The following is a 20,928-nucleotide window of genomic DNA, read 5'->3' on the forward strand; positions in this document are numbered from 1 at the left end:
TCCCCACTTCGTAGGGAGGAGAAGGAAGCGATTCTTTCGCAGCTCGAGACAGAAACAAAAAAATGCGCTCTTCCGGAACGGCTCGGGTCACGGAAGAGCGCAGTCTACGCCGCCAGCGCCAGCAACGCTGAGGCGATAAACGCCAGGATCAGGCCGGCGATTTTCAACTCACCCGGCACCACATTCGACACGACCAGCGAAATCACCGACGTCACCAAAGGTCCCCCGGCATTGGTCAGAGGCGCGACTACGATCGCCTTGCCATAACGGAAGGCATAGACCAGGCTCAAAGCGCCAACCGCGTTGAGGATCTGGATACCCGCCGCCAGCCACGGCCCGTCCCAGCCCAGATTGATCGGCTTGGAAAAGTCGGTCATCAGCCACGCCACCGGCACCAGCATCAAACCGCCGATCATCATGTAGAAGAAGATGCTCTCGGCGCTCATACTGTTGTTGGCCAGCTTCATGAAATAGGCCTGGATGCCCCAGCAGGCCATGACGATCAGGGCCAGCGGGAACCAGCTTCCGCCCGAGCTCAGGAAGGAAAAGCCGGATTCGAGCGAGAAATCGAACATTGGCAGGGCGATCATGGCCAGGACTACGCCCAGAACACCTAGCCAGGTCGTCCGTTCGCGCAGGAAAACGAAAGACATCAGGATGGTGACCAGGGGCGACAGCGAAATCACCGGAAAGATCAGATAGGCCGGCCCGGTCGTCACCGTGTAGAACAGCACCATCTGGCCGCCGGCGCCCAACAGACCAATAGCCAAGCCGTAGAAGATCGACTTGGCGTCGCGGTCCAGCTTCCAGCCGGCGCGCGCCAGGACATAGACCGCCGGCAGGATCATGGTCAGGGCCCAGACGCAGTAGGTTAGGGTTTCGGGAAAGCCCTTTTGTGCCGAGATGCCGGTAAAGGCGCCCCACACACCCCACAGGACGACGGTGCCCAGCGAAAACAGCAACCATTTTTTATCGGCTTTTGGTGCAGCGGTAACCTCGGTCATGATCAGGCCTTCCCGGCCGGAACGGCCTCGATCAACAGGAATTTTTCAAAGCTGGCGTTGATGCGGCTCGACGACGCGGTGACCGTGCCCAGATCCTTGCCGTTAAAATAGTCGGTGACCCTGTACTTGCCGGATTTGAGGCCGCGCAGTTCGATCTCTCCGCTCCATTGCGGCGCATAGAAGCCGTAATAGAGCTTGCCGTCCTTGGCGACGGCGTGAGCTTCGGGCTTGTCGAAGCCGATGTCGTACAGCTCGCCGAGATACTGGCCCTTGGGCAGCATGCGGGCATTGTAGATGTCGGCCCATTTGCGCCAGATGGCCTCGCGTTCGGCGGTCAGGCGGAACTTGGCGTCCTTGCCGCGGCCTTCATTGGGCCAGGTGAACTTGGTGGAAATGACCGCGCCGATACCGACGGTGGAGGCCCAGTCATTGCCGTTGTCGCTCAGTTCGACATGGTCGCCGGCATAGGCGGCGTCGCGACCCATCAGGGCCTTCAGCGACTTGCCCTTATGGCGGACCTGCCACGACGACAGCGGGTCGGAGGCCGGGACCTGGTTGACGAAGGGAAGGTTGTGGAAGGCATACGACGTGCCGCACGGGCAGAATTCGACCACGGCCTGGGGGTTGGCCTCGCGCGCCGTGTCGTAGACCAGCTTCCAGAAGTCCTGCAGTTTTTCGACCGATTCTTCCGGCCGGGCGTGATTGTGCAGCGGGTTATAGCAAGGCGCCACGCCGTTCATATGCTGGCCGTCGAGCTTCAGGCCCTCATAGCCCCATTCGGCGATGATCTTGTGGATCAGCTTTTTGGTATAGTCGCGGGTCGGCTCATAGGCGGGACAGAGATAGAAGGCGTTCCACCAGGTGACATCGTGCACCGCGCCGTTTTCATCCAGCAGCAGCATGTCGGTGTGGTCGTGCAGCAGATCAGCGCCCGGGTCGACCGCCAGAGGCGCCAACCACAGTTTCGGCTTGAGGCCGGCGGCGCGGATGGTCTTCACGAAGGCGATCATCTCGGCATCGCTGCGGAACTTGCGCGGATCGAGGTTCCAGTCCCCTTCGTTGGTCTGCCAGCCATCGTCCAGCACGGCCCATTTGAAGCCCAGTTCCTTGACCTTGCTGTAGGTGCCTTCGATTTCCGCCACGTTGAAGATGCGGTCATACCCCCAGGCGCACCAGATGGCTTCGTAGGCGCCTTCGGGCGGCTTCGGCGCCGCCAGGCCGCGATCGGCCATGATCCTGCGATAGGTGTCGAGCGTGGCGTAGTAGTCGCGGGTGTGGATGGTGACGAAGGTGTCGAGCGTGTCGAGGCTGTCGCCCGGCTTGAGCGTCACCGCGCGGACCTCGTCGATGGCGATGGCGGCGCCGACCGGGGTGGCCAGCAGCGGCAGGGAGATCAGTTTCGGCGTGACTTCGATATGGCCGGTGGCGATACCGGCGTCGGGACGCCAGGCGTCGACGACCGGGGTGCCGCTGCCGTAGTCGGAGGCGTTCATGCCCATGAAGTTGGGCTGGTCGAAGCCGTCCTTGACCGGCTGGACCCAGTCGCGGCGGTCCGGAAAGGTCGCGCCCGACCACGACCAGAAGCCGGCGCCCGAGGCTTTCAGGGTGTGGCCATTGCCGCGCCAGCCGGCGACGTCGATCGCGGCCGTGCCGCCGTTGCGGTAGCGCGTGGTGACCAGGGCGAAACCGGGATATTTTTCGTAGAAGGTGACGGTGACCGTCTTTTCGATCGCGTCGGCGGAACGGCCGGTGATGACGAAGCGGGTACCCTTGCCGTGGCGATCGGTGACGGCGGTCTTTGTCTGACCGGCCAGGGCGAAGGCGTCGACGATGGTGCCGTCCTTCAAGGTCAGGGTGTCGGACGGCGCGAAATCGGTCAGGGCCAGGTTGTCGGACTTGCGGATGAGGCGGCTGTGCAGGCGGCTGTCATATTCGATCGTCAGGGCGCCATCCCCGGCCGAGGCCAGGGCGAGGTCGGCGCTGAGCGCCTGGCCGGCGCGGGTCAGACCCGAAGCAATGACGGTCCCGGCCAGCAGGCCCAGCAGATGGCGGCGATGAACGAGCGGTCGCGAAATCATGACGGTCCCTTCCTGCGCAGGACCATCGCATCTTCTCCTCCCCATTCTATGGGGAGGAGAAGCGGCGATGGATCTGCTTCTGTTGGTCTATGAATGCACAGTCCGCGCCGCAAGGCAAACGAAAAAACAATGCGAAACGAAATATAAACTTTCGTTTTGTTGTTAATTACGCGATGTGCAGGGCGAATCCCAGGCGCGTTGCGGCTTCGCGGACATGGTCGGGCGCGTCATTGTCGGTGATCAGCATGTCGACTTCCGAGACATCGATGATGCGATGCAGGCAGACCTTGCCGAACTTCGACGAGTCGGTGACGGCGATGACCTGGCGGGCGCTTTCGACCATCTTGCGGTTCAGTTGCGCTTCGGGTTCATGGTGGGTGGTGATGCCACGTTCGACGTCGAAGCCGTCGACGCCGAGGAACAGCTTGTCGAAGACCAGCTCCTGAAGCGCCGCCACGGTCTGGGCACCGTAGAAGGCCATGTTCTTGCGGCGCAGTTCCCCGCCCAGCATGACCACCTTGATCTTGCGCTTTTGCGCCAGAGCCGACAGGACGTCGAAGTCATTGGTGACGACGGTGATGTCTTCGTCATCGGGCAGGAAACGCGCGATCTGCAGCGCCGTGGTCCCCGAATCGAGGATGACCGAATCGCCGGGCTTGATCATCGACGCAGCCAGTTGCCCGATGCGTTCCTTCTCTTCGATATGGCTGACGCGCTTGGCTTCGATCGGCGGTTCGGCGCTGACATTGACCACGTCGGACGAGATGGCACCGCCATAGGCGCGCGTGGCGATACCGTGTTCTTCCAGGTAATGCAGGTCCTTGCGGATGGTCTGCATGGAGACGTTGAACTGTTCGGACAGGGCCACGACCTGGACGCTGCCGCGCGATTTCAGCATGGCTGTGATCTGGCGGCGCCGCTCGCTGGTGTCGCGCATCACTTTTCCCGAGCCTTCGGCCATATCCGCTGTTCCTTGTCACCCGCCCCGTGGGTCGTCTTTCGCTTATCCATGAGTTCGCGGTTATTTTCAACTTTAGGGGCAAAAGAATCGCAAAACGAAAGATAGGCCGGCTACTTGGCGAGTTCCGAGACCAGTTCCGACCAGAAGGCCGGGGGCGAGCCCCAGGTGTTTTCGCCCTTCTGCCAGTCCCCGCCGATATTGGTGACATAGACATAGTCGGCGCCATGGGCCCGGGCCGCAGCGACCACGCCCGGCATGTCGGCGGCATCGCGCACCGTATGAATCATGTGCCAGGTCTTCACGCCCTTGGCTGTGGCCGCCTGGGCGTTGGCGTGGATCTCGTCCGACTGGGCGGCATAGGCCGTCATGTCCTGTTCGAAAGTCACCACAACTTCGCCGGCTTTCGCGGCATCGATGGCGCATGGCGACGGCAGGCCCGGATTGAAAGCGATCAACGTGTCCGGCCTGTATTTGACGACAATCTCGCGCAACCGCTCATATTCCGGCGTAAAGGCGGCGCAGTCCCAGGCACTGGGGGCGGCTTCATCAAAGAAGATGCCTTTCAGCCCCGGCATGGCGCGGAAGTAGGTTTCGACCTGGCGCTCGATACGATCCCAGGTCTGACATTCGCCATGGACATCGCAATCGTGGTTGAAATAGCCGGTCGGGACATAGCCCAGCATATCGACGCCGCGTTTGGCGCCATCGCCGGCGATGCGGCGATAGGAGGCTGTTTTGGGCGTGGCTTCGCGCGTCTGGCGCCAGGCGGTGAAGATACCGCTGTCGGGATTGATCAGGGCGATGGCGCCGGCCGGAATATCTTCGTAGGGCGCGGCCTTGGGGCCCCAGTAGCTGACCACGCCCAGTTTCGTTTCGGCGTGCGCCGGCAAGGCCAGGGCCAGGGCGATCAGGGCAAGACGCAGGATCATGAGGCCTGTCTCTGCTGGCAATGGCGGATGAAGGTTTCATGCGGCGGCAGGCGCGCCGCCGTACTGGCGACCAGGTCGCGAATCTGGCCCGTATGGTGGGCCAGTTCGGCATCGGTCATCATGTCGGCGACCGGGTGCCAGCCGCGTGGCCGGATCCCCTGCCCGCTCAGCACGGCGAACCAGCTTGCCTCGCGGAACAGTTCGTACGGCGGCTCAATATAGGCGCCGCTGCGTCCGAACATCTCCAGCCGCTGGGTCAGGCTATCCGGGATGGCCATGTGTTTGCAGTAGGCCCAGAACGGCGTGTCCTCACGCTCAGTCACCTTGTAGTGGGCGATCAGGAAGTCGCGCACAGCGATATATTCGCCGCACATCACCGTGTTGAAATGGTCCTCGACATGGGGGTCGAAGCCGGTCTTCGGGAAGAAGGCCATCAGCTTGGCCAGCGCCGACTGAACCAGGTGGATCGAGGTCGATTCCAGCGGCTCCAGGAAGCCCGAGGCCAGGCCGAGGGCGACAACGTTCTTCGACCACATCCGGCGGCGGTGACCGGTGACGAAGGACAGTTTGCGCGGATCGGCGAGCGGCTTGCCGTCAAGGCGCGTCATCAGTTTGTCGGCGGCGTCCTGTTCGTCGATGAACTCGCTGCAGAAGACATAGCCGTTGCCGGTGCGGTGTTGCAGCGGGATGCGCCATTGCCAGCCGGCTTCGCGGGCGGTCGAGCGGGTATAGGGGATGGGATCTTCGACCCGTTCGCACGGCACGGCCCAGGCGCGGTTGCACGGCAGCCAGTGGCTCCAGTCCTCATAGCCGGCCTTAAGCGTCTGTTCGATAAGCACGCCGCGGAAGCCGGAGCAGTCGATGAAGAAGTCGCCTTCGACCCGGCCACCGTCCTTCAGGTCCAGGGCGGTGACGAAGCCGGACTCAGTATCCTGATGGACCTGGGTGACCGTGGCTTCATGGCGGACGACGCCGCGTTTGAGGCTATAGCGGCGCAGGAAGTCGGCATAGAGGGCGGCGTCGAAATGGTAGGCGTGGTTCAGCGACGGCCGCGACGGATCGTTGTTGGGCAGGACGCCGAACTTGCCGGCGCGTGCCGCCGTGGTTTCGAGGTTGTAGATTTCCGGCGTCCAGGTACCGGTGAGCTGCGACTGGCGCAGGAAATAGTGGATGAAGCTGATCCCGCCCATATCGGCGCCATAGGTGCCGAAGGGATGGATATAGCTCTGGCCCAGCCCGCCCCAGTCGACGAATTCGATGCCCAGCTTGAAGGTGGCTTCGGTCTCGCGGACCATGTCGGTGGGGCTGACGCCCAGGATCTTGTTGAACAGGTTGATCATCGGGATGGTGGCTTCGCCGACCCCGACCGTGCCGATCTCCGGCGACTCGATGACTTCGATGGTGTGGTGTTGGGTGCCGAGGTTGCGCGCAATGCAGGCTGCGGCCATCCATCCGGCCGTACCGCCGCCCAGGATGACGATTCTGCGAATTGTCGACATAAGGCGGCCTCCAAAAAGAAAAAGGGCGGACCATCTATCGTAGGGAGTCGAAAGACGATCCGCCAGTCAAAGCTTCGAGGGAGGAAGCTTCACAGGAACATAGAAAGCAAGTAAGTAAGAGTACCCCTCCACCGCTTCGCGGTCCCCCTCCCCACTTCGTGGAGAGGAGAAGAAGGCCCGATCTGCGACGAATATTACCTTAATACTTAATACGAACGCCCACTTGCAGGCGGCTGTCGTATTCGAACCAGCCGGCAGGCATGAAGTTGGCAGGCGTGTTCGGCGCAGCGTCCGTCGGACCCGCTACCTGCTGACGGATGCGGACTTCCGTCCCCAGCAGGTTGCTGCCCTGGATGTTGAGCTCGATATGATCCGTCAAAGCGTAACGGAACGAGGCATCCAGGAAGCCTTCGGAGTCGTTCCACACCGGGAAGCCGATGCAGCAGTCATTGACTGAAGAGACATATTCCGACCGCCAGTTATAGGCGATACGGGCGCCGATCTTGCCCTTTTCGTACATGACGATCAGGTTGTAGGCGTCGTCCGACAGGTTCTCCAGACGGCCGGCATTGATCATGCCCGATTGGGACGACCGCGCCGTGGTGCCGCCACCATCGCTGTCGACGATCAGGTTGGCGTTCTTGACGCCTGAGTTCTTCAGCCTGGTGTAGTTGGCCTGGACGCCCAGGCCATCGAACGGCGCCGGCAGGAAGTTGAAGTAGCGCTGATAGGCGACTTCGAAGCCCTTGATCGAGGCGCCTTCACCATTGACCGGACCGGTGACAACAACGTCGCGGGTCACGCCGTTATTGGTGTAGGGCACGACGAAGGTGCCGTTCTGGATGTAGTCGTGGAACTGCTTGTAGAACAGGGTGAAGCTGAACGAACCCACCTGGTCGAAGTAGTTCTCGACTGCGAAGTCGAACTGGTCGGCCTTGATCGGCTTGAGGCGCGGATTGCCGGTGGCGCCGGTATAGCCGTACTTGTAGCTGACCGGCTGGCCGGCGCCGTTGAGCACAATGTTCGGGTTGCCGACCGTGATGTCGGCCTGGTCGATGAAGCTGCGCTGCAGGCTCATATAGTTGCGCAGCAGGCCGATATCGGGCTTGGAAATCGCCCGCGACGCCGCAAAGCGCAGGAACCATTCGTCGGTCAACCCCAGGCGGATATTGAAGCTGGGCAAGACGTTCTTATGCGTGGTTTCAACGTCCGAGGCCTGGCTGGTGCCGCTGGAGAAGGCGCGGTCCTGGGTCGAGGCCACGGCCAGGCAGGCCGGCGAGATGGCGTACTGGTTGGGCCCCAGCGCCGCGATCTGTTCCGGGGTCATGGGCTGGCAGTTCAGTTCGCCGGCCGTGAACGGATTGGCGAAGTTGACGGCGCCGGCGCTTTCGACCGTGGTGTTGACGAAGCGGACGCCGACATTGCCGGTGACCGCGACATCGCCGATGAAGGCGTCGTTGCCGCCGAACTTTAGCATAACATAGGCCGAGTCCGTCTTTTCGCGGACGCGCAGTTGCTCACCGACGGTGAAGCAGCTGTTGGCGATTTCGTTGGGACGTTCGCAGATCGGGTTCCACACTGACGACGCCGTGCCGCCCTGGTCGGTCTGGCCGCTGATCGCGAAGCGCTTGGCCAGTTCGGCCGGGCTGGAGATGACGTCCTGCGTCACGAACGGGAACATGGTGTCGCTGATCAGGCCGCCGCCGAACATGTCGGTGCCGAATTCGCGAACCTCGTAATAGCCCGGCTCATAGCCCTGGAAGCGGATCGAACCGTCGGAATTGTGGGTTGCCGGCGAGTCGAGGAACCACGAATCGGCCGGATTGACACCCCAGTCGGACGCAATGCTTTGCCAGTTATAGGCCGACCAGAAGTGCTTCTGTTCGCGGTCGGCGAAGCGCACGCCCATACGCAGGGCGTCCAGCCAGGTGCCGTCGAAATTGTAGGCGGCGTCGGCGCGGATGGCCTTCAGTTCGCCCTCGCTGTCGGTGATGTGGTCCATGATCGATTCCGGCGAATAGTTGCGCGGATCGGAGACCGGGTCGGTGCCGATGACGTTGTAGCCCGACGGCTTGAGCAGGCTCAGCGACGGATACTCGCCGGTCAGGTCCAGGCCCAGGTCGGCATAGGTGGTGAATTCGAAGGTGACGTCGTAGTGCTGGGTCGTCGCCTTGACGTACTGGGCGTCGAAGTTGAAGCGCAGCTTCTCGGTCGCATCCCAGATGAAGTTGAAGGCCAGGTCGTCGATCTTGCGCTCTTCGTCGGAGAAACGCGTGGCGGTGTTGACGATCGGGGCGCCGCGGCACGGCAGGTTGCCGTGAGAGATGTCCGACTTGATACAGGGCTGGATGACCGGCAGGTCGACGCCGAACTGGTCATAGGTGCCGTATTGGTCGGTCGAACCCGGAACATATGACGTGCCGGTGCTCCAGTCGATCGAGCCGTAGCCCCAATCGCCCTTGGAGCGGGTGATGACGCCGTTCTGGAACAGGCCGTCGGAACCGAAGGTATAGGGGACGCCGCCGCCGGCTTCGTTGAAGCCCAGGCCCGGGGCGTCGGGCGGAGCGATCTGGTACGGGTCGTTCCACACGGTCGAATGGGTGGTGCTGGCCGGATCGACCCAGAACCAGTAGCTGATCAGTTGCTCTTCGTTCCACACATTGTGGTAGGTCGAGTTGTTGTATTGCAGCGACGCCCGCATGGTGCGGTCATTGTTCTGCCATTGCGCCGCCAGGGAGACACCTTCGCGGGTCCGCGAATAGTCGGTGTTGTTGAAGGCGACGCCCGACGGGATGTAGTTGGTCTGGTTGGTGTAGGTGCCCGGCGCGAAGACTACCATGCGCGGAATGGTCACGGCGTGGCTGGTCGTGTCGGTTTCGGAATAGGCGGCGTTGAGCAGCAGGCCGAACTCGCCGATGTCGCTGCTCCAGCGGTCGGAGTAGAGCGCCGAGATGCTGGGGGTGACAGTCTGGCTGAAATTGCCGCTGTTGGCCTCAACCGTGGCGCCGAAGACGCGGCCCTTCTGGTCGAACGGCAGGCGGGTGCGCAGGTTGATCGAACCGGCGATGCCGCCTTCGATCATTTCAGCGGTCTGGTTCTTGTAGGTGTCGACGCCGGCCATCATTTCCGGCGCGACGTCCGACCAGGACAGGCCGTAGCCCGAGGTGGCGGAGAAGGTGTCGCGGCCGTTGAACTCGGAACGGACCTGGGGCAGGCCGCGGATGATGACACCCGACGGCTCGGCCGAATAGTGCATCACGTCTTCCTTGGCGGCCGACCGGATAACGGTCACGCCCGGCACGCGCTGCAGTGCTTCGGCGACGGATTTGTCGGGGAAGGCGCCGATATCGGTCGCCGTGATCGAGTCGACGAAGGTGTCGGCGCTTTTCTTGATGTCCTGGGCGGTTTTCAACGCCTTGCGGGTGCCAACGACCACAACCGCCTCAGCGTCGGGCTCCGCCGCGGCCGGCGCGTCCTGTGCGAACGCCATCGGCGCGGCCAGCCCCGACACTGCCATGAGCAGCGCCGCGACCGAAACGCTGGCTGTTCTTGTTATCCTCATCTCCGGTACCCCTTTTCGTTAAAGATTATAATTCCAGCCCACTTTTTCGTCCATTTCGAAAACAAACGAAGCGAACATTGTATTTCGCTTTATATCATACAAATTGATTGTCTACGATTAAGTTGCGTTTTATCTCAAATCGAAACATAGCGCAACAAAAATAACACAGTCACATCAAGCGAGGGCGCGGCAGAGCCCAATCCTGAACAAATAATCAAATTGATTGTTTTAATTAATTTTTTCCACGTCCAAAGGAGAGTCACGCGTTTGAAATTCCATCATATGTGAAAATGGCACACCATTTCTTGACACAACCGCAAAGGTTTTCGCAGCTTTCCGTCGGCCACACGCAACATAAAGCAACGAAAACGAAATTTCTCGTTTAAACTCTGTTGATTACCACAGGAAAATGTGGTGAAATTATATGATAATATCCAGGAGGACGCCCATGAAGAGGTTCATAATTGCCGCGGCCGCTGCCGCCCTGCTGATGGCGCCCGGCGCCTGGGCCCAAGATTCCTTAAAGCCGGCGGGGAAATGGACCGCGCACCAGGCCGGAAATGCCGCCACGCCGCCGATGGGCTGGAACTCGTGGAACGCCTTCCGCACCGAGGTCGACGAGGCCAAGGTGATGGGTGCCGCCCAAAAGCTGGTCGACACCGGCCTGGCCAAGCTGGGCTACCGCTATGTCAATATCGACGACGGCTGGTGGCTGAAGCGGCGCAAGAGCGACGGCCGCATGGTGATCCGCACCCAGATCTTCCCGTCGGCCCAGCCGAAGAACAAGAAGGCGGACACCACTTTCCGGCCGTTCACTGACAAGCTGCACAGCATGGGGTTGAAGGCCGGCATCTATAGCGACGCCGGTTACAATGCCTGCTCCCAGGCCTATGACCTGCATTCGCCCAACCTGCCCGAAGGCGATACCGCCGAACGCAGCGTCGGCCTCTACGGCCATGTCGACCAGGACATCGCACTCTATTTCAAGGAATGGGGCTTCGACTATATCAAGGTCGATGCCTGCGGGCTGAATGTCTACGGCCCCGATCGTGAGATTGTCGCCAAGTACCAGTATCAGCCCTTCCCGCCGCTGATCGACTCGCAGTCGATCGGCCGCACCGACGTGGCCAAGGTCAAGGCCATCTATAGCGACATCGGCGCGGCCATCGCCAAGCACAATCCTGACGGCGACTATGTCTTTTCGATCTGCAACTGGGGAACCTCGGACGTCCGGTCCTGGGGCAATGAAGTCGGCAATCTGTGGCGGACCAGCGGCGATATCACCCCGACCTGGTCACGCATGCTGCACACCTTCGATTCGGCCTCGACGCGGGCGCTTTATGCTCGCCCCGGCGCCTGGAACGACCCGGACATGCTGTTCGTCGGTCATGGCGATTTCGACGCCAACCACCTGACCGAAGCGAAATCGCACTTCTCGCTGTGGGCGATGATCAATGCACCGCTGCTGATCGGCTATGACCTGCGCGATGCGCCGCAGTCGCTGATCGACATCTGGGGCAATGCCGGTTTGGTGCGGGTGAACCAGGATTCCGGTGGCAATCAGGCGGTTCTGGTCCACGACACCGACGATGTGCAGATCTTCGTCAAGACCTTAAGCGACAGCAACACCAAGGCGGTCGCCATCTTCAACCGCGGTGTCGCCGATGCCGAGGTCACGCTGACGGCGGAGCACCTGAAACTGGCCGACGGCCAGGACATCAAGCTGACCAATCTGTGGACGGGCGAAATGACGATCCTGTCGACAGAGGCGCCGTTCAAGCTCAAGGCGCGCGAGACCCTGGTGTTCGAAGCCGCCGGGCCGCGGGCCCTGGCGAACGGCATGTATCTGTCGGAGATTCCCGGCCGCATCCATGTTGCCGAGGATGGCATTGTAGTTCGTAAACCTGATCCGACAGTGCACCAGATGATCAGTCCGTGGGGCGGCAGCACGCGTGGCCCGGGTGAACGTCCGAGCTATGCCGGCTGGGGCGGCGCCCAGGCCGACAGCACGCCTTACGGCCAGGTTTTGCAGATCTCCGGCCAGAAGTTCGGTTCCGGGATCGGGGTGTTGAGCAACTCCCGCATGGAGGTGAAGGCCGGCAAGGCATTTACGCGTTTCGAGGCTTCAGTGGGGGTGGATGATTCCGGCCGCACGGATGGCCAGGGCGTGAAATTCATCGTCTATGGTGATGGCCGGAAGCTGGGCGAGACGGGTGAGCTGGTTTACGGCACAGCGGCGGTTGCGCTGTCGGTCGACATCACCGGCGTCGAGGTGGTGGAACTGGTCGCCAAGTCGGCCACCGAAGAACAGGTGGTGACCTGGGGCGATGCTAAGTTATTGAAGTAGAAACTGTTGACGAAGACGCAGTAAGCCTCCCTCTCCACACTTGAGGGGAGAGGGCTGGGGTGAGGGTTATTTCGGCAACGACTGTAGATACCGAAAGTCCTCAACCCCTCACCCGATCGCGTTCACTTCGTTCCGCTCTCGTCCTCTCCCCTCAAGTGGGGAGAGGGAGATTTTATATGATTCTTCAGTATCTTACGCCAATCCCAACACACGGCGGGCATTACCGTAGAAGATCTTGTCGATCGCCGATTTCGGCAAGGCCAGGCCCTTGACCTCGGCATCCAGGTCCCACACCGCCTGGACATCCGCCGTCGCCAGATAGCGCCAGTGGCTAAACCAGACATCGTGGATTTCCTTGCGCATCCCGGCCGCATCGGCATCCGGATTTAATGTCAGATCCGAGCCGTACAGAATCCGGTCCTGATACTTCAGGAAGAAGTTCCGCACCTTGTCATGATCGCGCAACGACTGGTGCTGAAGCTGCGCCATGCGCGCCGCCGTCTCGACCGTCGCATTGGGAAAACGGTCCAGGAAGCTCGACAGGGCATCGACGCTCCATTCCAGGCTGGCCATGTGGGCGCCCATGAAGTTCAGCTTCGGATGACGATCCAGGAAGTCGTCACGCACCGCCATCAGGTGCTCATAGGACGGGCCTTCCGGATGGGCGTACATATAGTAATCGGGATGGGCGCTGAAATAGGCGCGGTCGTTCTTGGTCGTCATCTCCTCCAGCGGCAGCCAGCAGTTGCGCGGCTCACCCTGGTGGTTGATGAAGGTCAGGCCCAGGGCCTCGATACGCGCCACCACCGGATCGAAACGGACGTCGTCCAGCATGACCAGGTTGCCCGAGGCATCGCGCTCGATCAGACCGACATTCTTCCATACCTTGACGCCACGGGCGCCCGCCTTGGCCGCCGCCTCGACATGAGCAATGGTCCTGTCCGCCCAACCGGTCTCGCCGAAGCCCTGCATCGAAAACGCCGTGGCGAACTGGAACCGCTTCGGATCGGCCTTGTGCAGGACGCCCGACACCTGCGCCTGGACATCCAGCGACGGAAAGTCGGGATAGTCGACATTGATGGTCAAAAGCTCGAAATTGTCCGCGATTGCCTGCTCGCCGAAGACCATCGGGTCGGCATTGATATGGACGTGGGTGTCGAACTTGCGCACCCGCTTGAAGTCCTCAGCCGTATAGGTCGCCGTATCGGCCTTGGCGCCGACGGCCGTTGCAAGGCCCGTGACGGACAGACCCGTGAGAAGATGACGGCGATCAAGCATGAAAGACCTCGCAAAATAGCTTTATATTTCGTTTTGCTGTTATTTGTTTGCATTCTTCGCGTCACTTGACAAGTCAAATCTGCGTGGCGGGACACTATGTCACCCGTTACCGCACTTGGATTTGACGGCGAACAGGGATAAATCCGCATCGGTGACACAGATTATAGCCCAGATCCAACAGCGCGCAGCGCGCCTTTATGACGATATCCTGGCCGGTCGACTGGCCGGGTGGCGGACCTATGTCTTCGCCTACATCGTCAGCGCCCTGGTCCTGATCCTGGCCTTCGTCACCCGCGACAGCCTGGATCCGGTGACGGGCGCACGGCTGATCTTCGCCCTGTCGATCCCTGCCATCCTGATCAGCGCCGCGGCCGGCGGCTGGGGCCCCGGCCTGTTCGCCACCGGCCAGACGGCGGCGGCGGCCTTCCTGTTCATGCCGCCGAAAGCCGGTCTCGGGACGCAGGTCTCGCTGATCCTGCTCCAGGCCCTGATCGGCGTGCTGATCGTCTGGGGCGGCGAGCAACTGCGCCGCAGCCGGCGCCGAACCTTCGCCGCCGAAGAGGAGTTGTCGGCGCGCGAAGGCCAGATCCGCGCCATCCTGGCCACCAGCCCCGATGCCACCATCGTCATCGATCAGATGGGGCGCATCATCTCGTTCAACCGCGCCGCCGAAAACCAGTTCGGCTATCGCGAGGCCCAGGTGTTGGGCAAGAACATCAAGATGCTGATGCCCCAACCCTATCAGGGCGAGCATGATGGCTACCTCGAGCGTTACCGGACCACGGGCGAAAAGCGCATCATCGGCACCGGCCGGGTGGTGGCCGCCCAGCGCGCCGATGGCTCGACCTTTCCGATCATGCTGGCGGTGGGTGAGTTCCGCGCCGGCGGAAAATCCTATTTCACCGGCTTCATCCGCGACCTGACCGAGCGCCAGGACGCCACGGCGCAACTGGAACAGCTGCATGGCGAACTGGCGCGGCTGTCGCGACTGAACGAACTGGGCGAAATGGCCTCGACCCTGGCGCACGAGCTGAACCAGCCCCTGTCGGCCATTGCCAACTACGTCCAGGGCAGTATCCGCCTGCTCAAGGATGCGACCGACGAACGCACGGCCAGCGTCCGATTTGCCCTGGAAGAGACTGCCAAACAGTCACTGCGGGCGGGTAAGATCATCCATCACCTGCGCCAGTCGGCCACCCACGGCACCACGGAGATGCGGCCCGACAGCCTGCGTTCGATCATCGAGGAGGCCGCCGCCCTGGCCCTGGCCGGATCGAAGGAAAAGGGCATCAAGACGGTGTTTGACTATCGCGCCGCCGCCGACCGGGTGCTGATCGACAGGGTCCAGATCCAGCAGGTGCTGATCAACCTGATCCGCAATGCCGGCGAGGCGATGCGGGCATCGGACCGGCGTGAACTGACCATTACCACGCTGGATGACGGCGACGACCAGGTGGCGGTCGAGGTCGGCGATACCGGTCCCGGCATCGCGGATGACATGGCGGCGCAACTGTTCCAGCCGTTTGTGACCAGCAAGCCCGGCGGTATGGGTATCGGGCTGGCCATTTCCAAGCGGATCATCGAAGCCCATGACGGCGCCATTGTGGTCCGCCGCAACGACGCTGGCGGAGCGACGTTCCGCTTTACCCTGCCGCTGATGACCGAGGAGGCCGGATGAGCGACCGGATCGTGCATATTGTCGATGACGAGGCGCCGGTGCGTGCCTCGCTGGCCTTTCTGCTGATGAGCGCCGGGTTCGCGGTGCGCGCTCATGACAGCGGGCCGGCGTTTCTGAATGCCGTCGGCGATCCCGCCGGTGTCTGCCTGGTCACCGACCTGCGCATGCCCGAGATGAACGGGGTCGAGCTTCTGGAAGCCCTGGCCGAACGCGGGATGGACATCCCGGCCATCGTTATCACCGGCCATGGCGATGTCCCCATGGCGGTGGCCGCCATGAAGGCCGGCGCCATCGACTTCATCGAAAAGCCGTTCGAAGATACGGTGCTGATCGCGGCGATCGAACGCGCCAACGCCATGGCCGACGCCCGCGGCGATCAGGGACCGGGCGTCGCGGCGATCCAGCAGCGCCTGGATCAGTTGACCGGGCGTGAGCGCGAGATTCTGACGGGGATCGTGGCGGGTCTGCCGAACAAGACGATCGCCTATGATCTTCAGATCAGCCCGCGCACGGTCGAGGTCCACCGCGCCAGCATCATGAGCAAGATGCAGGCAAAGAGCTTGCCGGAACTGGTAAGGATGAGCCTGGCGATTCCGAAGCGGTAACCGCGACAATTTGACCGAGGTCAAGGCGCGCTCGCCCGGCCCGCCTAAACTCCGCACCATGGCCCTTCCGGTTTCCTCCACCGTGCTTGTCGTCGCGCCCGATGCCGACCTGCGACAGTCGCTCGCCTTCATGCTGACGGCGGAAGGCTATGGCGTCGCGACCTGCGATGCCTGGCCGCCGCAGGATGCCCAACTGGCCTTCGATGCCGTGGTGATCGACCATTCCGCCCTGGATCGTAAAACCTCCGATCCGCGCCTGGCCGGACTGCGCCGCCGCGCCGTCGTCCTGGCCAGCCATCCGGACACCGCGCAGTTCGCCACCGCCACCCTGGTGCGCAAACCGCTACTGGACCGCAGCCTGCTCGATGCGCTCAGCCAGGCTCTGGCTACGTAGAATCCCTTAGGGGACAAACCGAATATCGCGACCGCGCCGTTTCCGTCACCTTGAGACCCAGGTTCTGGAGACCATAGCATGTTCGACGCAAGCCCCTTCATCCCCGCACAGCCGGTTGCGACCTGCGACGGCGAACGCCTGACGGCCCTGTGCGGCCCGGTCGCCACCTTCAACGCCGGCAGCGAAATCTATGCCGAAGGCGACCAGGCCGGAGCCCTCTATCAGGTTGCGTTTGGGGTCGTCCGCGTTTACCGCCTGCTGGCCGATGGCCGTCGTCAGATCTGCGCGTTCCATATGGCCGGCGATGTCTTCGGCTTCGAAGCCGGCAATGAGCGCCACGTCTTCGCCGATGCCGTCACCCTGGCCGGACTGCGCACCCTGAAGGCCGGCTCACAGGCCGACCTGTCGCGCGAACTGTATCGCCTGGCCATGCAGTCCCTGACCCACGCCCACGACCATTTGCTGACCCTGGGCCGCAACGATGCCGCCGGCCGCGTCGCCGCCTTCCTGATCGAAATGGCCGATCGCCAGGGTACACGCGATGATAACCGCGTCGCCCTGCCCATGTCGCGGACCGACATTGCCGACTATCTCGGCCTGACCATTGAGACGGTTTCGCGGGTTCTTACCCGCATGAAGGAGGCCCGCGTCCTCCGCCTGGCTTCGTCACGCGACGTCCAGGTGCTGCGCTGGGAGGCGCTGGAAGACATGACCGCCTGAGAGACTGTTTCGGCCGGCGCCGGCCAGTACCCTCTAGGCGCCGTGACCGGAAACCGCAGGTGCAAACCTCGCGGAACCTGAGCCGGCCGCCCTTCCCCCGGGGCGGCCGGTTTCTTTACGCCACCCTGGAGTAACGATGGCCGCCCTCGCCTTCACGGGCGTAGCGATCGAAGGTACAGGCCACCGAACGCACCAGCATCTTCAGCGGCGAATGGAAGATGACCTTCCGCTGCGCCACCTGGACCAGTCCGGCCGCGATAAAGGGCGCCAGCGCCTCCAGCTCATCATCGAGGCTGTTATAGGCATAACCATGGCGGATGAGGATGTCGCCGACATCCGCCGTAAAGGTGCACATCAGGCTGGAGATGATCTCACGCCGCATCCGGTCGTCACCATGATAAGTCCAGCCGCGCACCGTCGGCAGCTGCCCCGCAGCAATGCGGGCGGCATAGCTGGTCGCCTGAGGGATGTTCTGGGCGATGCCCTCGTCCAGCTCGCTGATTGAGGAGGCCCCCAGCGCAATCAGCCGATCGTTGGGCAGGTCGGTATAGCCCATGAAGTTGCGACGCAGCCGGCCTTCGGCCACAGCGCGGGCCAGGCCGTCATCGGGCCTGGCGAAGTGATCGATGCCGATGGCGGTGTAGCCCAGGTCGCGCAGGCCGACATCGATCTGCAGGAACTGGCGCGCCTTGGCGGCTGTATCGGGCAGGGCAGTCTCGTCGATCAGACGCTGATGTTTCTTCACCCACGGCACGTGGGCGTAAGAAAAGGCGCTGATGCGTTGCGGGTTCAACTGCGCCACATCGTTCAGCGTCCGGTCCAGGCTGTCTATGGTCTGGTGCGGCAACCCATAGATCAGGTCAATGCCCAACTGGTCGATGCCAACGCTGCGCAGACGGTCGACGGCGCGCGCGACCTCGTCCATCGGCTGGAGGCGGTTGATGACCTTCTGCACCTTTTCCTGGGTATCCTGCACACCCAGGCTGACCCGGTTGAAGCCATGTTCGGCATAGGCGCGGACCTTGTCGTGGGTCAGGCGGCGCGGGTCGAGCTCGATCGACAGCTCTGCGTCTGGCAACAGGTCGAATGCGGCATGGATGGCATCGAACAGCCGGCGCAGGGTGTGCGGCATCATCATGCCGGGCGAACCGCCGCCGAAATGCAGGGCATGGACCCGGGGGCGGAAGCGGAGATGGCCGGCCACCAGGGCAATTTCAGCGATCAGGTTATCGACATAGGCTTCGACGGGTTCGTAGCGCCGGGTGATCTGGGTGTTGCAGCCGCAGAACCAGCACATCTGTTCGCAGAACGGGACGTGGACATAGAGGCCAACGCTGCGGTCGGGCATCAGGGCGCCGAGCCAGCCGGCATAGGTCTGCGGCGTGACCGGCCTGAAATGGTGCGCGGACGGGTAGCTAGTGTAGCGCGGCGCTTCCTTGCCCAGCCAATGCAGGAGGTCGTGATCCTGCCACGAACGGTGATCTGCGGCCATATCCAGGCTCCTTGTGTTGGAGGTGGATTGTGGCCGCCGGAGCGGCTGTCGGCCTTGACGGAGATCAAACCCTTTGCAGTTTCAGCCTCAGCGAATTGGCGACCACGATCAGGGACGAGCTCGACATGGCGATGGCGGCGATCAGCGGCGTTACCAGGCCAAACACGGCCGCCGGGACGGCCACGACGTTGTAAACCAGCGACAGCGCGAAGTTCTGCGCCACCAGGATCCGCGTGCGGCGGGCAATGTCGATCGCCGTTACGACTGGCTTGAGACCCTCGCCACGATAGACGAAACCGGCGGCGTTCTGGGTGATATCCATACCGGTCGAAGGCGACATCGATACCGTAGCCGCCGCCAAGGCCGCCGCGTCATTCAGGCCGTCCCCGACCATCACCACCTTGCGTCCCCCGGCTTGCAAGGCTTCGATCGCGGCCACCTTGTCAACCGGCGACAGGCTGGCACGGACCTCATCGATGCCGAGTTTTATGCCGAGGCCCTGCGCCACGGCCGGTCGATCGCCCGACAGCATCAGCACCCGCAGTCCACGCCGTTTCAGGGCGGCCACCGTGTCGGCGGCATCGCGACGTTCGACATCGGCAAAGACCAGCCGCACCGCCGGGCCCGCACCGCGGCGGAACCACAGTTCCATGCTGCGGTCGACGCTGTCGGGGACGCCCAGCCAGGTCCCCTTGCCCAAACGGACGGTTTCACCGGCGTACAAGGCTTCGAGACCCAGGCCGGGGTGATCGGTCACGATCACAGGCAAAGGCTCATCGCCCCCGGCCGCCACGGCCTGGGACAGGGGATGTCGGCTCTGCGCCGCCATGGCTACGGCCAGGCGACGGTCTTCACCCGTCAGGACATGCGGGTTCAGCCACTGCGGCGCCCCCAGGGTCAGGGTGCCGGTCTTGTCGAAGACCACCGTATCGACCACCGCCAGGGTCTCCAGCCCGGCGCCCGACTTGACCAGGATGCCTTGCCTGTAAAGCTGCGACGAGGCCAGGACATGCACCACCGGCACGGCCAGGCCCAGGGCGCAGGGACAGGTGATGATCAGCACCGCCATGGCCTTCAACAGGGCCTCTTCCCACGCCACCGGCCCCGTAAAATAGCCGAACGCAATCCAGCCGATGAAGGTCGCCAGGGCCAGGACATGGACCACCGGCGCGTACAGGGCGGCGACACGATCGGCGAAGCGGACATAGACGCTTTGCGACTGTTCGGCCTTTTCCATCAGGGCAACGATTTCCGACAGCAGGCTGTCGTCGGCAGCGGCGGCGACTTCGATCTGCAGCGGCGCCGCCTGGTTGATCATGCCGGCATAGAGGCGGTCGCCGACAACGGCCGCACGCGGCAGGGTCTCGCCGGTGACCAGGCGGGTATCGATCTCGGACGCGCCCGACAGGACCACGCCGTCGGCGGCGATCTTCTCGCCGGCGGCGACCACCAGGATATCTCCCGGCCGGATATCGCGGATACGCACCGCTGCCGGCCGCCCCTCACGCAGGACCCGCGCCGTCCCCTCCAGCATGGCCAGAAGGCCTTGCGCCGCCTCGCGCGCCTTGCCGCGGGCCTTCAGGTCGAGATAGCGCCCGATCAGCAGGAAGAACAGCAGCATGACCGAGGCGTCGAAATAGACGTAGTGGCCGTGGCGCACCGTCTCGAACAGCGACAAGGCGTTGGCCAGGATGACCGCCAGCGAGATCGGCACGTCCATATTGGTGCGGCCGTGGCGCAAGGCACCGATCGCCGAACGGAAGAAGGGCCGGCCGCACCAGATCGTCGCCGGCATCGCAATCAGAGCCATCAGCCAGTGCAGAAGATCGCGCGAGGCGCCTTCCAGGTCGCGCGAAAACCACAGGGCATCGGCGAACAGCATCATGGCGGCGGTCGCAAAGCCCGCCACGGCCAGGCAGGTCAACAGGTCGCGCTCGCCGGCCTTTGCCGCCGCGGCGCGGTTGTCCGGATCGAAGGGCGCGACCTGGAAGCCCAAGGCCTCGATCTCTTCGGCAAAGTCATTGGCGGCGCGCGGCGGCACCGAGTCCGGCCAGGTCACCCGCAGGCGCTGGGTCGAAAAATTGATGCGTGCTTCAACGCCGGGATGGGCGGCCAGGGCCTGCTCGATCTTCCAGGCGCAACTGGCGCAGCGCATGCCGTCGACCTGCATGTAAAGCGACCGGCGGCCGTCCTCGTCGCGGGTGAAGCAGCTATAGTCGATGGCAGCGTTCATTGTTCGTCGTCATCCGGCTTGAGGATGCGGGCACCGTGGCCTTCCAGGTCCTCGTACTGACCGCTGTTCAGCGCCCACAGCAGCCCGGCCAGGCCGGCCAGGCCGAGCAGGAAGGCCATGGGAATCAGAACCAGGAAGATGGCCATGG

Annotated in this window: 15 protein-coding genes; 5 read left to right on the top strand and 10 right to left on the bottom strand. The window is 62.8% G+C overall.

Annotated features, from left to right (window positions below; genetic code table 11):
- Positions 1–104 precede the first annotated feature (104 nt).
- The 6 genes from ABAC460_RS32435 to ABAC460_RS32460 all read right to left on the bottom strand — a co-directional run bounded on the left by ABAC460_RS32435 (position 105) and on the right by ABAC460_RS32460 (position 10,033).
- Positions 105–1,004 carry a DMT family transporter gene (locus tag ABAC460_RS32435; RefSeq protein ID WP_023452813.1) on the bottom strand — a complete coding sequence of 300 codons (900 nt, stop codon included), beginning with the start codon at positions 1,002–1,004 and terminating at the stop codon, positions 105–107.
- A 2-nt stretch (positions 1,005–1,006) separates the two neighbouring features.
- Positions 1,007–3,082 (bottom strand): glycoside hydrolase family 36 protein, encoded by a 2,076-nt coding sequence (locus ABAC460_RS32440; protein ID WP_023452814.1) that lies wholly within the window; start codon positions 3,080–3,082, stop codon positions 1,007–1,009.
- 166 nt (positions 3,083–3,248) lie between these two features.
- Positions 3,249–4,043, bottom strand: coding sequence for a transcriptional repressor AgaR (agaR, locus tag ABAC460_RS32445; RefSeq protein ID WP_023452815.1), 795 nt, complete (start codon positions 4,041–4,043; stop codon positions 3,249–3,251).
- A 110-nt stretch (positions 4,044–4,153) separates the two neighbouring features.
- The gene (locus tag ABAC460_RS32450; protein ID WP_023452816.1) at positions 4,154–4,972 is read right to left on the bottom strand and encodes a spherulation-specific family 4 protein; all 819 of its coding nucleotides are present in this window, start codon (positions 4,970–4,972) and stop codon (positions 4,154–4,156) included.
- A complete protein-coding gene (locus ABAC460_RS32455) occupies positions 4,969–6,471 on the bottom strand; it encodes a tryptophan halogenase family protein (protein ID WP_023452817.1) in 1,503 nt (500 codons plus the stop codon). The genes ABAC460_RS32450 and ABAC460_RS32455 overlap by 4 nt, the downstream gene beginning before the upstream one ends.
- Before the next feature lie 199 nt (positions 6,472–6,670).
- A complete protein-coding gene (locus tag ABAC460_RS32460; RefSeq protein WP_031236595.1) occupies positions 6,671–10,033 on the bottom strand; it encodes a TonB-dependent receptor in 3,363 nt (1,120 codons plus the stop codon).
- A gap of 448 nt (positions 10,034–10,481) precedes the next feature.
- Between ABAC460_RS32460 and ABAC460_RS32465 the strand changes: the two genes are divergently transcribed.
- Positions 10,482–12,380, top strand: coding sequence for an NPCBM/NEW2 domain-containing protein (locus ABAC460_RS32465; protein ID WP_023452819.1), 1,899 nt, complete (start codon positions 10,482–10,484; stop codon positions 12,378–12,380).
- 192 nt (positions 12,381–12,572) lie between these two features.
- On the opposite strand, the gene ABAC460_RS32470 is transcribed toward ABAC460_RS32465, so the two are convergent.
- Positions 12,573–13,658, bottom strand: a complete 1,086-nt coding sequence (locus tag ABAC460_RS32470; protein ID WP_023452820.1) for an amidohydrolase family protein — start codon at positions 13,656–13,658, stop codon at positions 12,573–12,575.
- 151 nt (positions 13,659–13,809) lie between these two features.
- Here ABAC460_RS32470 and ABAC460_RS32475 point away from each other — a divergent pair, with 151 nt between their 5' ends.
- The 4 genes from ABAC460_RS32475 (at position 13,810) to ABAC460_RS32490 (ending at position 17,055) form a co-directional block, all read left to right on the top strand.
- Positions 13,810–15,336 (top strand): two-component system sensor histidine kinase NtrB, encoded by a 1,527-nt coding sequence (locus ABAC460_RS32475; protein ID WP_023452821.1) that lies wholly within the window; start codon positions 13,810–13,812, stop codon positions 15,334–15,336.
- Positions 15,333–15,941, top strand: coding sequence for a response regulator FixJ (gene fixJ, locus ABAC460_RS32480; RefSeq protein ID WP_023452822.1), 609 nt, complete (start codon positions 15,333–15,335; stop codon positions 15,939–15,941). Before ABAC460_RS32475 ends, fixJ begins: the two co-directional genes overlap by 4 nt.
- 58 nt (positions 15,942–15,999) lie before the next feature.
- Positions 16,000–16,335: a hypothetical protein gene (locus tag ABAC460_RS32485; RefSeq protein WP_023452823.1), complete on the top strand. Its 336-nt coding sequence runs from the start codon at positions 16,000–16,002 to the stop codon at positions 16,333–16,335.
- Positions 16,336–16,413: 78 nt separating this feature from the next.
- On the top strand, positions 16,414–17,055 hold the full coding sequence (locus ABAC460_RS32490) for a helix-turn-helix domain-containing protein (protein ID WP_023452824.1): 642 nt from the start codon (positions 16,414–16,416) through the stop codon (positions 17,053–17,055).
- 115 nt (positions 17,056–17,170) lie between these two features.
- Here ABAC460_RS32490 and hemN read toward each other — a convergent pair whose 3' ends face one another.
- The 3 genes from hemN to ccoS all read right to left on the bottom strand — a co-directional run bounded on the left by hemN (position 17,171) and on the right by ccoS (position 20,926).
- Positions 17,171–18,547: an oxygen-independent coproporphyrinogen III oxidase gene (hemN, locus tag ABAC460_RS32495; protein ID WP_023452825.1), complete on the bottom strand. Its 1,377-nt coding sequence runs from the start codon at positions 18,545–18,547 to the stop codon at positions 17,171–17,173.
- 64 nt (positions 18,548–18,611) lie between these two features.
- The gene (locus ABAC460_RS32500; protein ID WP_023452826.1) at positions 18,612–20,780 is read right to left on the bottom strand and encodes a heavy metal translocating P-type ATPase; all 2,169 of its coding nucleotides are present in this window, start codon (positions 20,778–20,780) and stop codon (positions 18,612–18,614) included.
- Entirely contained in the window at positions 20,777–20,926 is a 150-nt protein-coding gene (gene ccoS / locus ABAC460_RS32505; RefSeq protein ID WP_023452827.1) for a cbb3-type cytochrome oxidase assembly protein CcoS, read from the bottom strand. Before ccoS ends, ABAC460_RS32500 begins: the two co-directional genes overlap by 4 nt.
- Between the last annotated feature and the right edge of the window lie 2 nt (positions 20,927–20,928).

Source organism: Asticcacaulis sp. AC460, assembly GCF_000495795.1.
Classification (GTDB): domain Bacteria; phylum Pseudomonadota; class Alphaproteobacteria; order Caulobacterales; family Caulobacteraceae; genus Asticcacaulis.

Bases quoted from the DNA above. Each gene is read 5' to 3' on its own strand.
- ABAC460_RS32435 (WP_023452813.1), bottom strand. From the start codon at position 1,004: ATGACCGAGGTTACCGCTGCACCAAAAGCCGATAAAAAATGGTTGCTG.
- ABAC460_RS32440 (WP_023452814.1), bottom strand. From the start codon at position 3,082: ATGATTTCGCGACCGCTCGTTCATCGCCGCCATCTGCTGGGCCTGCTG.
- agaR (WP_023452815.1), bottom strand. From the start codon at position 4,043: ATGGCCGAAGGCTCGGGAAAAGTGATGCGCGACACCAGCGAGCGGCGC.
- ABAC460_RS32450 (WP_023452816.1), bottom strand. From the start codon at position 4,972: ATGATCCTGCGTCTTGCCCTGATCGCCCTGGCCCTGGCCTTGCCGGCG.
- ABAC460_RS32455 (WP_023452817.1), bottom strand. From the start codon at position 6,471: ATGTCGACAATTCGCAGAATCGTCATCCTGGGCGGCGGTACGGCCGGA.
- ABAC460_RS32460 (WP_031236595.1), bottom strand. From the start codon at position 10,033: ATGAGGATAACAAGAACAGCCAGCGTTTCGGTCGCGGCGCTGCTCATG.
- ABAC460_RS32465 (WP_023452819.1), top strand. From the start codon at position 10,482: ATGAAGAGGTTCATAATTGCCGCGGCCGCTGCCGCCCTGCTGATGGCG.
- ABAC460_RS32470 (WP_023452820.1), bottom strand. From the start codon at position 13,658: ATGCTTGATCGCCGTCATCTTCTCACGGGTCTGTCCGTCACGGGCCTT.
- fixJ (WP_023452822.1), top strand. From the start codon at position 15,333: ATGAGCGACCGGATCGTGCATATTGTCGATGACGAGGCGCCGGTGCGT.
- ABAC460_RS32485 (WP_023452823.1), top strand. From the start codon at position 16,000: ATGGCCCTTCCGGTTTCCTCCACCGTGCTTGTCGTCGCGCCCGATGCC.
- ABAC460_RS32490 (WP_023452824.1), top strand. From the start codon at position 16,414: ATGTTCGACGCAAGCCCCTTCATCCCCGCACAGCCGGTTGCGACCTGC.
- hemN (WP_023452825.1), bottom strand. From the start codon at position 18,547: ATGGCCGCAGATCACCGTTCGTGGCAGGATCACGACCTCCTGCATTGG.
- ABAC460_RS32500 (WP_023452826.1), bottom strand. From the start codon at position 20,780: ATGAACGCTGCCATCGACTATAGCTGCTTCACCCGCGACGAGGACGGC.
- ccoS (WP_023452827.1), bottom strand. From the start codon at position 20,926: ATGGCCATCTTCCTGGTTCTGATTCCCATGGCCTTCCTGCTCGGCCTG.